This is a genomic window from Mucilaginibacter sp. UYCu711 (assembly GCF_050433825.1).
In the GTDB taxonomy this organism is placed as follows: Bacteria; Bacteroidota; Bacteroidia; order Sphingobacteriales; family Sphingobacteriaceae; genus Mucilaginibacter.
The window spans coordinates 338545-354924 of the sequence record NZ_JBNPWM010000003.1 but is presented as its reverse complement, the minus strand read 5'-3'; the positions used below and the strand labels follow the sequence as shown (position 1 = coordinate 354924).

Below are 16380 nucleotides of genomic sequence, written 5' to 3'. Positions count from 1 at the left end.
CATGGCAGGCAAACTAACCGTTTATTTAAGGCTGATGCGCCCGGCAAATATCGTAACCTCGGTTGCCGATGTGCTGGCAGGCATAGCTATATCCGGTTATTTTTATCACCTAACATTTACTGCAAACAGCTTTTATCCTGTTGTGCTGCTTTGCCTGTCAACCATTGGCCTGTATGGTGGTGGCATTGTTTTTAATGATGTTTTCGATGCCGAACTTGATAAGATAGAGCGCCCCGAACGCGCCATCCCCAGCGGATTGGTTAGCTTAAAAGAGGCATCATTTTTAGGGACTTTCCTGTTATTATGGGGTATTGGTTTTGCTTTCTCGTACAGTAACCACGCCGGGGTAATCGCCGTAGCGATCGCATTTTTCGCGTTATTATATAATAAGATCAGCAAGCATATCAAGTTTATTGGTCCGCTTAATATGGGGTTATGCCGGGGGTTAAATTTATTGTTGGGCATTAGTGTTTCTGTGCCCATGCTTACGCAGTTTTATTACCTGGCTGTTGTGCCCATTATCTACATTTTCTCTATCACCATGATAAGCCAGGGCGAAGTGCATGGCGGTAATAAGCGTAATTTATATATTGGCGGCGTACTGTATGCCATTGTAATTTGCGCCATACTTTACTTTGCCATAAGCCAGCAGCAATCAGAAGCTGTAATATTCCTGGTGCCGTTTGCGGGGATGATATACTGGCCTTTATATAATGCCATCCAAAACCCCATAGGTCCCAACATTGGAAAAGCAGTTAAAGCCGGAGTAATATCATTAATATTAATGGATGCCGCCTGGGCCGCCGCCTTTGGCGGGATGTGGGCAGCTATATTTATTGCTTGTTTGCTGTCGGTATCTATGCGGTTTGCTAAGATGTTTGCGGTAACGTAAGTCACGCAGAAAGGAGGCTCCTAATGGAGCCAGCCTATCTTGTTATTGTGTCTATAAACACGTGGCTCCATAGGAGCCTTTTATTGCACTATCGGACATCTGTTAATATAACGTCTATTGGATCCATAGGAACCTTTGCATCCGCGCTCTAGCTCCGGATGAGCACCCGGTTTATAGTAAGCACCCGTAATTGGCTCCATAAGAGTCTTTTAATATCCGCGCTCTAGCTCCGGATGAGCACCCTGTTTATAGTCAGCACCCGTAATTGGCTCCATAAGAGTCTTTTAATATCCGCGCTCTAGCTCCGGATGAGCACCCGGTTTATAGTCAGCACCCGTAATTGGCTCCATAAGAGTCTTTTAATATCCGCGCTCTAGCTCCGGATGAGCATCCGGTTTATAGTCAGCATCCGTAATTGGCTCCATAAGAGTCTTTTAATATCCGCGCTCTAGCTCCGGAGGAGCACCCTGTTTATAGAAATAGCATCACCCCATAATTGGCTCCATAGGAGCCTCCTATTGATAACAATTGCTATTCGATAAAATGAAACAGGAACCTTTCCTCGAATGGTATTTCAAACTTTTCTAAAAGACCTAAATACTCTTGTCTGAATGTTTTCTTTTGATGATGTGCTTCTTGATTTAGAACATATTTAATCACCGTATCAATATGCGATTGAGAATAAGAAAATACACCATATCCTTCTTGCCAATTAAACTTGCCTTTTATCCAATTTTTGCTATTGATAAACTCATTACTTTCTACTTTTATTTCTTTTACGAAATCAGAGATAGCAATCGTCGGCTTAAACCCGACAAATAAATGAACATGATCCGGCATACAGTTAACAGCCAACATTTTTGCCTTTCTGTTTTGTACAAGTGCAGTAATATATTTATGCAATTCTTCTTTATGTTCTTTTGGGATTAGATTTTGCCGATTTTGTACAGCAAAAACAAACTGGAGGTACCTTTTGTGAAAAGGTATTGGCCATAGTTTAGCTAATATATAAACTTTTGGACATAGATCGAATAGGAAGCTCCTATGGAGCCCAACCTTCTTTATTGTGTTCTATAAACACGTTGCTCCTATGGAGCCGTTGATTTGCAAATTGTCTGCTCCGGAGGAGCCAGCTGCTATTATACGGTACAAACGTTAACCTCCTTTAATCCTACCTCAATATTTCCGTCAAATTTTTGATATATAGGGGATATTAATTTTATGTTTTAGATATTCGCTATTTGATATGGAATATTTACAGCAGGCATTTAGTGTAAGGTTTGAGTACAAGGTCTTTTTTACCACCGGGTTATTTAACCTGGCCAACGACGGATTTAATAGTTTTTTAAGTGCCGACGCTACTTCGGCATCAGTAAAGAAAATACTGTTCGTAGTTGATAAGGATGTATTGAATGCTAACCCCGGGCTTACTGATAAAATTCACGCCTATTTTGCCATCCATAAAGCAGCACAACTCATCCCCGAAATTATACTAATGCCCGGCGGCGAAACCGTTAAAAACGACGAGAGCCATTTTAGCCGCTTGCTTGACATCATCAATCAATATAGTATTGATCGCCATAGTTATGTAGCTGCTATTGGTGGCGGCTCGTTACTGGATATGGTGGGTTATGCCGCGGCTGTTTCGCATCGCGGGGTAAAACATATCCGTATCCCAACTACCGTATTATCGCAAAACGACTCGGGCGTTGGGGTGAAAAACAGCATTAACTATTTTGGCAAAAAGAATTTCCTGGGCACGTTTGCCCCGCCGGTAGCTGTTTTTAATGACGATCAGTTTTTACTGACGTTAACCAACCGCGATTACCGTTCGGGGATCTCCGAAGCGATAAAGGTATCGCTGATAAAAGACGCCACTTTCTTTGAATGGTTAGAAAATAACGCCGCTGCCCTGGTGGCCCGCGATATGGAAACCATGAAATACCTGATAAAACGCTGCGCCGAACTGCACCTTAACCATATAGCCGGCCTTGATCCGTTCGAAAAGGGATCATCCCGCCCGTTGGATTTTGGGCATTGGAGTGCGCATAAGCTGGAACAATTAACTAACTTTAAAGTATTGCATGGCGAAGCCGTTGCTATGGGGATAGCGTTAGATACGGTTTATTCCAACTTATCCGGGCGTTTATCAACAGATGAGGCACACCGCATTGTTAACTTAATTAAGAAGATAGGCTTCGAGATCACTCACCCGTTGCTGGAAGTTACCGGCAATGAGAGCCCGATATTAATAGGTTTGCAAGAGTTCAGGGAGCATTTGGGTGGCGAACTAACCATTATGCTGCTTAACAAAATTGGCGAAGGCATAGAAGTGCATGAAATGGATGCCGGGTTGATAAAGAAAGCCGGTGAGGTATTGAGAAATGAGTATTCGCCAATTAGTATGGCGTAACAGAACGCGCGCGTCGACTCACCCCGACTACGCTGCGCTGGTCGGCCCTCTCTTCCGCAAGCGGTAAAGAGGGCAAAAAATTATTAAAGAAAGACCCCTCTTTCCGCCGAAGGCGAAGAGAGGGTGGTTGAGCGAAGCAAAGACCGGGTGAGTAATCGCCGCCTAAATAGAAAGAACCATGCAATTAGCGACCGGACATTTAACTTATTGTACAAATATCCATCCCGGGGAATCCTGGCCCGCGCATTTTGCTGCCTTAAAACAAAATTTTCCAGGCATAAAACAACAGGTATCGCCGGATAAACCAATGGGCATTGGGTTGCGCTTATCAAACAGGGCCAGCGCCGACCTGGAAAAAGCGGAAAGCCTGTTCCAGTTTACACAATGGTTGAAAGAGAATGACGCCTATGTGTTTACCATGAATGGTTTCCCGTACGGAGAGTTCCATAATACTGCGGTTAAGGACCAGGTGCACGCGCCCGACTGGACAACAAAAGCACGCCTTGATTATACTATCCGCACGTTTCATATCCTGCTGAGCTTATTGCCGAAAGGCATGGATGGCGGGATCTCAACCTCGCCATTAAGCTATAAATACTGGCATAATAACGCGAAGGAGCTGCAGGACGCCAGGGACAAAGCCACAAGCAATATCCTTTTAGTAGCCGGCGAACTGATAAGGTTGCGCCGCGCCACAGGTGTAGTAATGCACCTGGATATAGAACCCGAGCCTGATGGTGTTTTAGAAACCGGCCGTGAATTTATCGACTGGTACGAAAATGAATTACTGCCCATAGGCCGTGAAAGCATTGCAACGAGGTTTAATATTGAAACGGATGAGGCAGAACAACTAATAAAAGATCATATTGCGTTATGTTATGATGTTTGCCACTTTGCGATAGGTTACGAGCCACATCAACAAGTAATAGACGAGCTGACAGCAAAAGGATTAAAGGTTGGCAAGATCCAGATCAGCGCGGCATTGAATGCTGCTTTGCCCGACGATATAAACTTGCGCGAGCCGATAAAAGAAGCTTTTGAAAAATTTGATGAGACAACCTACCTGCACCAGGTTGTAGCTAAAATGGTAAATGGCAGGTTACTGCGTTACCCCGATCTGCCTGAAGCTTTGGCTGATATTGAAAACCTGCTGGTAAAACAATGGCGGGCGCATTTTCATGTGCCGATATTTATGGAGGAATATGGGTTGGTGCAATCCACCCAGTCGGATATTGTTGAGGTGTTGCGCATTCAAAAAGATAAGCCATTTACCAATCACCTGGAGGTAGAAACGTATACCTGGGGCGTATTGCCTGATGCGAAAAAACTACCTATTGGCGACTCGATAGCGCGTGAGTTGAACTGGGTGAAAGAACAATATTGATAAAAACCATGAAAAAGACTGTTGTTATAGATGTTGTAGGTTTATCGAAATCTGTAATAGGTGAGCATACGCCGTTCCTTAAAAAACATATCGCCGACAGGCATATCACCACTATCGAGCCGGTTTTACCTGCGGTGACAACCTCGGTACAATCAACCTACTTAACCGGCAAATGGCCCACGGATACCGGCATTGTCGGCAACGGCTGGTATGATAGGGTTGACTCGGAAGTTAAATTCTGGAAGCAATCAAACAAGCTGGTTAATGGTGATAAGATCTGGGATAAGGCAAAAAATGAAGACCCTTCATTTACCAGCGCCAATATGTTTTGGTGGTACAATATGTACTCCACTGCCGATTATTCGGTAACCCCGCGCCCGCAATATTTGGCAGATGGCCGTAAAGCGCCTGATTGTTACTCGCAACCGGCAGCGTTAAGGGATACACTGCAAGAAAAGCTGGGCCAATTCCCGCTGTTCCAGTTTTGGGGCCCGGGAGCCAATATCAAATCAACCCAATGGATAGCAGACGCATCCATGATCAATGATGACCTGCATAATCCAACCCTTACAACTATCTACCTGCCGCATTTGGACTATTGCCTGCAAAAGTTTGGAACTGATTTTTCAAAGATCAGCAAGGAATTAAACGAAATTGATACGGTAGTTGAACAGTTAGTTACGTTCTATAAAAAGAAGGGTGCCGAGATCATTATCTTATCAGAATATGGTATAGCCCCGGTGAGTAACCCGGTGCATTTAAACCGGCTGTTCCGCGAGAATGGCCTGCTGCAAATCCGAATAGAAAATGGACTGGAGTTACTGGATTGCGGCGCGTCAAAAGCATTTGTAGTTGCCGACCATCAAATAGCGCATATCTATATCAATGACCCGTCGGTTACCGAAAAAGTTACTGCTTTACTTAAAAATGTGAAAGGTATTGAGCTGGTATTAGATCGCGCAGCACAAAAGAAACACCATATTGACCATGAACGTGCAGGCGACATTGTAGTTGTGGCCGATAAGGACAGCTGGTTTACCTATTACTTCTGGCTGGATGATGCCGTAGCGCCCGACTATGCCCGCTGCGTGGATATATTTAAAAAGCCAGGCTATGACCCGGTTGAAATGTTCATGACCTCGAAAGCCCGCGCTGCCTATAAGCTGGCCCGTAAGCTGGCTGGTTTCAGGTATGTAATGGATGTGATACCACTGGATGCTACGCTGATAAAAGGATCGCATGGTAGAACAAATATTGCTGATGAATATAAGGCAGTATTGATTACAGATGGGGCTGAAAAGAATGTACAGCCTACAGATGTGTTTGATATTATTTGGAAGAGTTTGAATAGGTAATGGCCCCGGCAGGGCTTTACATCGGTTAAAATCAATCTAACAAATCATTTTTATTATTACGCCGATCCATGTAAATTACACCACCAATTTATAAACCGATGGTCCGTAATTTATCGTTTAGCGTTATCGCTTTTATAGCTTGCATTGGCTTTGCAGCCAATGCACAACAAGTTCAGGAAATGGCGCCCGGCGTTACCCGCGTAACGCAGGGCGAAACCGATAAATTCTCCCCCTATAATCTTCTCCAGGAAAAGCCAAAGGTTACGGCAATGAGCCAATTACCGGTCGCCGAGATGGGTGTCGATCCAAAATCCATCCGTATTGAAGTAAACCAGCGCGGCGCGGTTGTGCATATCCCGTTAGGCAATACCGAAGAGATCTATGGCTTTGGCTTGCAGATAGGCTCTTTCAGGCAGCGTGGCTTAAAACGGCGCCCTATAGTGAACGATAATCCACTAAATGATCTGGGCTTCACCCACGCGCCAACGACGTTCTATGTGTCGAATAAAGGGTATGGAATCTTCATTAATACATCGCGTTATACTACTTTCTATGTTGGTACGCATAAACAAGTTAAAGGCGATGTGAATGTAAATACAGGGGTGGGCCAGGCCGCGCAGTCTGTAGAAGAATTGTATAAGAACACCAATAATAAATCGGGCGAGGTGATAGTGGATATCCCCGGTGCCAAAGGTGGCGACGTTTTTATTTTTAATGGCCCTACGCTTAAAAACGCCTTACAGCGCTACAACCTGTTTAGTGGCGGCGGCGCGTTGCCGGCCATGTGGGGGTTAGGCTTACAGTACCGTATGAAAGGCGAATCGCAGCAGCAGGACGTATACAATATGGTCAACTATTTCAGGGAGAACCATATGCCGGTTGATGTTATAGGGCTGGAGCCGAGGTGGCAAACGGCGGCCTATTCGTGCTCCTATGTCTGGAGCCCGGTTAACTTCCCCGCCCCGCAGGAGCTGATAGATAAGATGAAGGCGCAAGGCATCAAACTTAATTTATGGGAACACGCCTATGTTGCGCCGGTATCGCCTATATATGGGCAACTTGCTGCCAGCGCCGGGGATTATAAAGTATGGAACGGCCTGGTCCCCGATTTTGCCGGAAAAACCGCCCCCGCGATCTTTGCAGATTACCATAAAAAAACCTTTGTTGATAATGGCATAGCATCCTTTAAGCTGGACGAGTGCGATAACTCTAACCTTACGCAGGGCAGCGCGGTTTGGGGTTTTCCCGAGCTATCGCAGTTCCCGTCGGGGATTGATGGGGAGCAGATGCACCAGCAATTTGGTACACTGTATTTCCAGACCATGTATAATATTTACAAGCAGGCCAATAAGCGGTCGTATTTTAGTATCCGTTCGTTAAATGGGTTTGCATCCTCATTCCCTACAACCTTGTATAGCGATACCTATGTGCATAGCGAGTACATCAGGATGATCAGTAACTCAGGTTTCTCGGGGTTGTTATGGTCGCCGGAGGTTAGGGAGTCGGCAAATGTAACAGAACTTTGCCGCCGCGCGCAAACCAGCATACTGGCCGCCGAGACGGTGTTTGACAGCTGGTACCTTAAAAGCCCGCCCTGGCTGCAATACAACCGCGATAAGAATAACCGCGGAGAAATGCTGCCCAATGCCAAAGAGGTTGAGGCGCAGATCCGCACATTGTTAAATTTCAGGATGAGCTTTATACCCTACCTGTATTCGGCTTTTGCAAAATATAACCGTGAGGGCGTGCCGCCCTTTAGGGCGCTGGTGGTTGATTATCCTGAAGATAAAAACACCTTTAACGTATCAGACGAATATATGATAGGCGATAACGTATTGGCCGCACCATTGGCCGATAGCGCGTCGACGCGTAAAGTATACCTGCCGGCGGGTAACTGGTATGATTATAATACCAATAAAATATATGCAGGCGGGCAAAGCTATAGTATTACTACGGGGCTTGATCAGATCCCCATTTTTATAAAAGAGGGAACCATTTTACCCCTGGCAAAACCGGTGCAGTTTGTTTCGCCCGATACTGTTTTTGATATAACCTGCTATGTATATGGACAAACCGCAGCAACAACTACGCTATTTGAGGACGACGGCACAACCTTTAATTATGAAAAAGCTTTCAATATAGTGAGCCTGGATTGGCAAAACGCTAAAGGAAAAATCAGCAGAAAAGGCAACTATAAACCCAGGATATATAATATTAAAAACTGGATAAAAATATAATATTAATTCAGAATAATATTTGTCGCCTGCTAACTTGCTTTCCATGCTGTAATCACCATACTATAAGCTGGTGTAACAATAAAGGGGCTTCAACGTCTATTTAAAAACAACCGGTTTATGAAAGTGCTTTTAACCACGCTGGGCGTATTGCTGTTATTATTTAATGCCGAAGCGCAACAACAAAAATTCGACAATTTTTCAGCCAGATTTGTAAGCGGATATCAATCGCTCAATATCCCCCAGTTGGAGCTAAGCTATGTAGCCGGTTTACAGCACATCGGCTCTGCCGGACACGTGGCTGAAGAGGTGGATTTCTTTAATGCCATAAAAGCACAGCTCCCCGCCTATAAGCGTGCCGGACTTACTACTGTGCAAAAACTGGATTACGACCTTATTAAATACGAAACAGCCCTAAACCTGGAGCGGCTTGCCCTGGAGAAACAATGGTTGAAGGATGCGCCTGAAGAGATCCCGGCCGGCGGGTTGCTAACCCTCCCCAACGGGAAAGCCTGGTACACTTATTTATTGAAACGATGGGTGGGTGATGAGGTAACACCCGACCAGATCTATGCTTTCGGGCTAACCGAGGTTGAACGGGTAAAAAGCCATATCGAAGCCATCCGCAAGCAAACCGGGCTAAACGAAGACGATTTCTACAAACACCTAACCGATCCGTCTTTTTTTATTACGGATGAGGCTACCATAAAAGAGGCTTTTGAAAAAGATAAAGTCATCATCAATACCCAGCTGCATAACCTGTTTAACCAAACCGATATAACAGACCTTAAAATTGCCAAAGGCACCAACGTTGCGCTGGTGCAAGCGCCCGGCTATTATACCGATAACACTTTCTACTATAATCTTACCGATAAGCCCTATAACAAGCGCCAGGTCGACTGGTTATTCATCCACGAGGGCATTCCGGGCCACCACTATCAAAACTCGGTAACCACGCTTAAATCAAGCGCTGTGCAACGGCTGTTTTTTTATTATGGCTTCGCCGAGGGCTGGGGCGCCTATGCCGAAGAATTAGGTAAAGACATAGGCCTGTATAAAACGCCTTATGATGAGTTAGGCAAATGGGAGTGGGATATTGTACGATCTGTACGTGTGCCACTTGATGTTGGCTTAAATTATTACGGCTGGACAGATGAGCAGGCCCTTGTATTCTGGAAGAAAAATATCCGTGGGCAGGACGATATCGCTATGCGCGAGATCAACCGTATCCGCCGCTGGCCGGCACAGGTGGTAACCTACAAATATGGCGCGTTACAGATCGTTCATTGGAAGGAAGAACTGCAGAAAAAGCAGGGCGATAAATTCAACATTAAAGATTTCCATACCCGCGCGTTGCAGCATGGGTCGTTACCGCTGTTTATTATAAAGGATTATGTGTTGAATGGTTAGGATAATACTCGCTTTCACAGCCTTGATATCCGCCTTTATAAGCTAACGCCTATGTGCCCTGTAAGGGCTACCCCTTTGTAGAACCAAGAATAACCAGTTTGATTGCCCCGTGAGGTGGCTACCCAAATTCGGCGGAGGGTAACCCCTGACGGGGTAAAATAATATTTTATTGATATAGCTACAAAGGGGTAGCCCTTACAGGGCAAAAAATTCATAAAAGGGTTTGTCTACACAGAGCTTCATAAGTAATCTAAAATTTTTTTCTGCGGATGTTTTGAAATCTAAACTATCTATCGTAATATTGCGATAGATTTATATGGGCGCTACTAAAACAGAAATATTCACCGGGGAGCAAAACAGCCTGGCCGTACAGTTGAAGGCAATAGCGCATCCGGCCCGTATCGCCATTTTGCAGGAACTGATCAAGGCGAATGCCTGTATCTGCGGCGACCTGGTTCAAGAACTGGGATTGGCGCAGGCAACCATATCGCAGCACTTAAAAGAATTAAAAAATGCCGGGTTGATCCAGGGTACTATTGAAGGCGTAAGTGTTTGCTATTGTATTGAACCCGAAGCCTGGAAGAACCTTCAAAACGAGTTAAACGGGTTATTTTCTTCTTACCAGGATAAGAATAATTGCTGCTAAAATTTTTTGACCATATCTATCGTAATATTACAATTAATAAAACCAATAAGCCATGAATAAAGCAGAAGCTATAAACTGGAAAACTTTTAAGGGTAAGCTATTACAATATCCCGACCTGGAATTACAGTTCCAATATGCCGAAGGTAAACTGGTGGATGCCGCTTACCATATCACCGAAATCAAACAAGCGCCCATCACCTCGGTAGACTGCGGTGGTGTGATGAATAACTGGACAGAGATCATCGTACAATTATGGGTGCCGGATAATGAACCGCAGGCGCGGTCGATGAAGGTAAGCAAGGCGCTCTCTATCATTAACATTGTAGAAAAGATGTTGCCTTTAGACGGGAACGGGACAGTAAAGATCGAGTTCGGCAATTCAGCGTTTGATACCCGGCAGATGTTTCCAAACGAAATGACTGCGGAAGGAAACAGCCTGACCATTGACCTGCGCCCTGATGCGGTACAATGTAAGGCACAGGAACGCGGCGGAAGTTGCGGCACCAACGATAAAGGCGAAGAATGCTGTGCGCCGGTAGCCGAAAAATCAAAGGTCCAGTTAATTAACCTCACTGCGCCAACAGAGGCTTGCTGCACACCGGGCGGCGGGTGCTGTTAATAAATATAATGAGCAAGAAAAACATATTAGTATTGTGCACGGGCAACAGTTGCCGCAGCCAATTAGCCGAAGGTTACCTGCGTTATTTTGCTGGTGATAAAGCAAATATTTACAGCGCCGGTATTGAAACCCACGGCGTAAACCCGAAGGCTATACAAGTGATGGCCGAGGATCATATCGATATCTCTAATCACACCTCAAATCATGTGGATGAGTACCTGGCAATTCCATTTGACGCGATGATCACTGTTTGCGATAATGCTAACGAGGCCTGCCCATTTTTCCCTGGCAAAGTCGAACGTTTCCACCAAAATTTCCCCGATCCGGCCAGGGCTGTTGGTACGCCCGAAGAAGTGATGGACGAGTTTCGCCGGGTGCGGGACATGATCAAGCGCTATGCCGCTGATTTTGTAAAGGTATATATGAATTGATTTTTTACATTTACGGCGTGAAAATACTTTACCTGATATTGTCTTTCTATGTCATCATGCTCGCCGCAAAACCATGTTGCGCCGATGACTGCCGGGCAGCAGCGGGTTCAAAAAAAGAGCTTGCGGGCAACGTCCCGCAAAGAGAGAAAGAATGCCCGGGCTGCTCCCCGTTTTTCACTTGCGGCTCCTGCGTGGGTTTTATAATCAGTCAGCCACTGAGCGTACAGTTGCCCATTGTGGCTGTAGATCCTACGGGATACGGAGCCGTTTACCAACAGCCTGATCTTGAAGAAATTGCGCTATCCATCTGGCAACCGCCAAAATTAAGTTAATACGCTTTATGCCACCCGGCAATTTCCTGTATCTACTTAATTATAAAAAATCATGAAGAAATTTATTGTGCTTTTTATTGCACTGCTTTATACTGCTATAGCTTATTCTCAAAACACATTTAAAGCCATTATTAAAGATGGAAAAACAAACGAACCTTTAACAGGCGCTACCGCCGTTTTGCAGGGCAGTACAAAAGGCGCTGCTGCAGATGCCGGCGGCTTGTTAACACTGACCGGCATCCATGACGGTAAACAAACTATTAAATTCAGCTATTTAGGCTACGAAACCCGAACAGATACGCTGAATTTCCCCCTTTCCCAAAATCAACCCTTACTTGTTTTGCTGCAACAGGCAGATAAGGGCGAAGAACTGGAAACGGTAGTAATAGGCGCTACCCGCAGCAGCCGCACCATTTCCAATATTCCTACACGCGTAGAAGTCATATCAGGCGAGGAACTGGACGAAAAGGGCAATATGAAACCCGGCGATATCCGGATGCTGCTGGCCGAAAGTACGGGGATCCAAACGCAGCAAACATCTGCTACCAGTGGTAACTCCAGTATCCGTATCCAGGGGCTGGATGGCAAATACACCCAGATCATTCGCGACGGTTTTCCTTTGTATTCAGGTTTCTCGGGCGGGTTGGGTTTATTGCAGATAGCCCCGCTTGATTTAAAACAGGTGGAGGTTATCAAAGGTTCATCCTCCACTTTATACGGCGGCGGTGCGATAGCCGGTTTAGTTAACCTGGTCTCGAAAACACCAACCCAAAAGCGGCACCTTGACTTTTTATTGAACGGTACCTCTGCAGCAGGATTGGATGCCAGCGGCTTTTATTCGCAAAAGTTTAATAAGGTAGGGGCGACGGTTTACGCCGCCTATAATCATAGTACGGCTTACGACCCATCCAATACCGGCCTCTCGGCTGTACCCCGCTACAACCGTTATACTTTAAACCCCAAACTATTTTTTTACTTAGGTGATAAAACCACGCTCATTACCGGGGTAAACGGAACTATTGAAAACCGTATTGGCGGCGATATGCAATATCTAAAAGAGAATGGCGATGCGCAGCATTCCTATTACGAATTGAATAAAACCGGGCGCTACAGCTGGCAGGCGCAGCTTGACCATCAACTAAACAATAAAGAGAAGCTTACTTTTAAAAACAGCGTGAGTTATTTTGACCGCAGTGTTGATTTGCCGGGTTATCGCTTTTCGGGTAAACAAACGTCTACTTACAGCGAAGCCAACTATGCTTACAACGGCGAAAAAGCAGATTGGGTGGCGGGGCTTAATTACCTTACAGATCATTTTAACGAGGACCGTAACAGCAGTTTCCCTTTGCGCAGTTATGATTACCATACCATCGGTGGTTTCATACAAAATACCTGGAACGCTACTGATAAATTTATCCTGGAGTCGGGCCTGCGTTTAGACCATCATAATGAGTATGGCACTTTTGTGCTGCCCCGCGTTTCGGGTTTGTATAAGATCAATTCACATATCTCTACCCGTTTAGGCGTCGGGTTGGGGTATAAGGCGCCGAGTGTATTTACCGAAGATGCGGAACGCGTGGAGTTCAGGAATGTATTGCCGGTGGATGTGTCAAACACTAAAGCAGAGCGCTCATATGGTGCCAGTTATGATCTTACCTATCGTACCGGTTTGTTTGATGACCGGGTGAGTTTCAGTATCAACCAGCTATTCTTTTATACCCGCGTTGATAACCCCATTATATTAACACCGTTAACTAACGGAAACCTGCAATACCTGCAGCCCCGGGGCGACTTAAACACCAAAGGGATGGAAACAAATGTAAAGCTAACCTATGCCAATTTTAAACTGTTTGTAGGTTATACCCTGGCAGATGTGAGCCAGCATACGGGCAACACCTTTAGCAGTTACCCACTGGTATCGCGTAACCGTTTAAACAATATCCTGGTTTACGAGATAGAAGATAAACTGAAGATAGGGGCCGAGGCTTATTATTTCAGTTCGCAGTTGTTAAACGATGGCACCACCGGGCGCGGCTATTGGACAATGGGGTTGATGACCGAAAAGATATGGGAGCGTTTTGCGTTATTTATAAATTTCGAGAACCTGACAGACACCCGGCAAACAAAGTTTGGCCCGGTTTATACAGGCAGTATTACCAACCCGGTATTCCGGGATATTTATGCGCCGTTGGATGGCTTTGTGGCTAATGGTGGTATCAAGTTTAAACTATAAGCAGAGCAAATAAAGGTGGTAGCCTTACATCAAATATAAATTGTTTGAATGTTCCCTTAGGGTCTCTCAGAGAGGACCCTGAGGAGACGGAATGGTTCAGACAATGGTACTACATGTTTACCTGTCTGCGTCGACTCACCCCGCGGCACGTCGTGCGCGACCCTCTCTTCCGCAAGCGGGAAAGAGGGTGTTTTATGTTACTTTTTTCTTTCTTCCCCTCTTTCTGCCGAAGGCAAAGAGAGGGGTGACGAGCGCGGCGATGTCGGGGTGAGTCGACGCGGACAGGTAACCGCCAACCCGCGTTAGCGACAGAAGCGATACTGGCCCCGAGCCCAACGCCTGTGGCGTATAAGCGTATGGCGCGGGCCGCAGGCAACGCCCAAATAAGTACCAAACGAATGCTCCAGCCATAAAATATAATTTGCTTAAGTGGTTTAAAGTTTTTAGTATTGGAAAGTATTTTTAATACTAACCAAAGCAAAAAGCCTAACAATAAATTAAACCGATTTTATAAATAAAAGACTGATGATCAACGCGTCGCGAACAGATGTGTGCGGGCTTTAATATTTAACTTAAATAATATGCAAAGAAGAACTTTTGTGAAAAGCACCGGCTTACTGGGCGCATCAATGTTGTTGAGTAAGGTGCCAACATTCGCGCAGGCAGGATACCCTACAGTTAGGGTGGTAAAAAGAAATTTTACCAGTACAGCTGTAGATAGCGCTATTGCCGAGTTTAGCAAGAACGTAAAAGATAAAGAGCTTACCTGGCTGTTTAACAATTGCTTCCCTAATACTTTGGATACTACGGTAACCTTTACCGAACAGGATGGCAAGCCGGATACCTATGTTATTACCGGTGATATAGATGCCATGTGGCTGCGCGATAGCAGTGCGCAGGTGTACCCGTACATGCACTTTATAAAACAGGATAAAAAATTACAGCAATTGGTAGCCGGTGTTATTAATCACCAAACCAAATGTGTGTTAAAAGATCCTTATGCCAACGCATTTTATAACGACCCGAACAAAGTAGGCGAGTGGGCGCATGACGAAACCAAAATGCAGCCCGGTATACATGAGCGTAAATGGGAGATAGACTCGTTATGCTACCCTATACGCCTTGCGCACCGCTACTGGAAAGTTACCGGCGACACCACACCGTTTGATGCCAAATGGAAATCGGCTATCGAGTTGACGCTTAAGACCTTTAAAGAGCAGCAACGCAAGCAAAACCCTGGTCCGTACAGGTTTCAGCGTAAAACAGCCTGGGCTACTGATGGTGTGCCTATGGATGGTTACGGTTACCCGGTAAGGCCAAACGGGCTGATCTGCTCTGCCTTCCGCCCAAGCGACGATGCAACCATTTATTTATACCTGGTACCTTCAAACTTTTTCGCGGTAGTAAGTTTAAGGCATGCTGCCGAAATGATAACCGCTATCACCAAAGATACTGTACTTGCTGCACAGCTTAACGCTTTAGCGTTAGAGGTTGAAACAGCCTTAAAGAAACATGCCATTATCAACCACCCAACTTACGGGCGCATTTATGCTTATGAAGTTAATGGTTACGGCAGCTACAACTTAATGGACGATGCCAACGTGCCAAGCTTATTAGGGTTACCTTACCTGGATGCTATGCCGGTAAAAGATCCTATCTATCAAAACACGCGCAAAATGCTGTTATCGTCAAACAACCCGTTCTTCTACAAAGGCCTGGCCGGCGAAGGTATTGGCGGCCCGCACGCCGGTAAAGACCGTATCTGGCCCCTGAGCGTAATTATTCGCGGCTTAACAAGTATTGATGATGCCGAGATCAAAAAATGCGTCAACATCCTTAAAAACAGCAACGCGGGCACAGGCTTCATGCATGAGTCGTTCAATAAGGACGACGCTAAGAAATTCAGCCGCCCATGGTTTGCCTGGGCCAATACCCTTTTCGGTGAGTTTTTATGGGAAACTTATAAAAACAAGCCGAATTTATTAGGCTAAAAAACATAATTAAATGGCTGCCGTAAATGGTGGCCATTTTTGGTAATTAATGGTATCTATTTGGGTAAAACTGGTATCAATACTGACATAAATGTCGACCAACCACCTGAAGAATTTATGACACCAACCGCCGGTAAACCTGGCTTCATTAACTGCGGTTTTTTGTTTCATTCTTGTTTCAAACAGGTCGTTTCAGCACTGTAAAAATAGCTTTTTTGCAATTGTCTGACTATCAAGTTTAAACAGCATCGTCATTCATAAAAAAACTGACTGATAAGTTGTTTCATTTTGTTTCACCGCATTTTGGCAAAGCATTCTATGTCAAATAGTTAATTGAAAATCTTGTTTCATCTGTTTCATTTGTTTCGCCATTTTGTGAAACAAAACATCACCACAAAAAAGCCCCGTCCCAACATTGTCGGGACGGGGCTTTTGCTTTA

14 protein-coding genes are annotated in these 16380 nt (G+C 45.2%); 12 read left to right on the top strand and 2 right to left on the bottom strand.

Annotated features, from left to right (window positions below; genetic code table 11):
* Position 1: 1 nt before the first annotated feature.
* Positions 2-892 carry a UbiA-like protein EboC gene (eboC, locus tag ABIB50_RS08760; RefSeq protein WP_429378998.1) on the top strand — a complete coding sequence of 297 codons (891 nt, stop codon included), beginning with the start codon at positions 2-4 and terminating at the stop codon, positions 890-892.
* A gap of 531 nt (positions 893-1423) precedes the next feature.
* Here the strand turns inward: eboC and tnpA are convergent.
* Positions 1424-1819, bottom strand: coding sequence for an IS200/IS605 family transposase (tnpA, locus tag ABIB50_RS08755; protein ID WP_429379247.1), 396 nt, complete (start codon positions 1817-1819; stop codon positions 1424-1426).
* 319 nt (positions 1820-2138) lie between these two features.
* Between tnpA and ABIB50_RS08750 the strand changes: the two genes are divergently transcribed.
* From ABIB50_RS08750 to ABIB50_RS08700, 11 genes are all read left to right on the top strand, one after another.
* Positions 2139-3305 carry a 3-dehydroquinate synthase gene (locus ABIB50_RS08750; protein ID WP_429378996.1) on the top strand — a complete coding sequence of 389 codons (1167 nt, stop codon included), beginning with the start codon at positions 2139-2141 and terminating at the stop codon, positions 3303-3305.
* A gap of 178 nt (positions 3306-3483) precedes the next feature.
* Complete coding sequence (gene eboE / locus ABIB50_RS08745) at positions 3484-4689, top strand: metabolite traffic protein EboE (protein WP_429378994.1); 1206 nt, start codon at positions 3484-3486, stop codon at positions 4687-4689.
* An 8-nt stretch (positions 4690-4697) separates the two neighbouring features.
* A complete protein-coding gene (locus ABIB50_RS08740) occupies positions 4698-6044 on the top strand; it encodes an alkaline phosphatase family protein (RefSeq protein WP_429378992.1) in 1347 nt (448 codons plus the stop codon).
* A gap of 98 nt (positions 6045-6142) precedes the next feature.
* On the top strand, positions 6143-8281 hold the full coding sequence (locus tag ABIB50_RS08735; protein WP_429378990.1) for a TIM-barrel domain-containing protein: 2139 nt from the start codon (positions 6143-6145) through the stop codon (positions 8279-8281).
* Between the two features lie 117 nt (positions 8282-8398).
* Positions 8399-9688, top strand: coding sequence for a DUF885 domain-containing protein (locus ABIB50_RS08730; protein ID WP_429378988.1), 1290 nt, complete (start codon positions 8399-8401; stop codon positions 9686-9688).
* Positions 9689-10004: 316 nt separating this feature from the next.
* Positions 10005-10334 carry an ArsR/SmtB family transcription factor gene (locus ABIB50_RS08725; protein ID WP_429378986.1) on the top strand — a complete coding sequence of 110 codons (330 nt, stop codon included), beginning with the start codon at positions 10005-10007 and terminating at the stop codon, positions 10332-10334.
* Positions 10335-10386: 52 nt separating this feature from the next.
* Positions 10387-10953 (top strand): DUF6428 family protein, encoded by a 567-nt coding sequence (locus tag ABIB50_RS08720; RefSeq protein WP_429378984.1) that lies wholly within the window; start codon positions 10387-10389, stop codon positions 10951-10953.
* 8 nt (positions 10954-10961) lie between these two features.
* Positions 10962-11384 carry an arsenate reductase ArsC gene (locus ABIB50_RS08715; RefSeq protein WP_429378982.1) on the top strand — a complete coding sequence of 141 codons (423 nt, stop codon included), beginning with the start codon at positions 10962-10964 and terminating at the stop codon, positions 11382-11384.
* A 17-nt stretch (positions 11385-11401) separates the two neighbouring features.
* Entirely contained in the window at positions 11402-11716 is a 315-nt protein-coding gene (locus ABIB50_RS08710; RefSeq protein ID WP_429378980.1) for a DUF6660 family protein, read from the top strand.
* Positions 11717-11768: 52 nt separating this feature from the next.
* Positions 11769-13949 (top strand): TonB-dependent receptor, encoded by a 2181-nt coding sequence (locus ABIB50_RS08705; protein WP_429378978.1) that lies wholly within the window; start codon positions 11769-11771, stop codon positions 13947-13949.
* Between the two features lie 581 nt (positions 13950-14530).
* Positions 14531-15940, top strand: a complete 1410-nt coding sequence (locus tag ABIB50_RS08700; protein ID WP_429378976.1) for a glycoside hydrolase family 125 protein — start codon at positions 14531-14533, stop codon at positions 15938-15940.
* 9 nt (positions 15941-15949) lie between these two features.
* On the opposite strand, the gene ABIB50_RS08695 is transcribed toward ABIB50_RS08700, so the two are convergent.
* The gene (locus tag ABIB50_RS08695; RefSeq protein ID WP_429378974.1) at positions 15950-16111 is read right to left on the bottom strand and encodes a hypothetical protein; all 162 of its coding nucleotides are present in this window, start codon (positions 16109-16111) and stop codon (positions 15950-15952) included.
* Positions 16112-16380 lie beyond the last annotated feature (269 nt).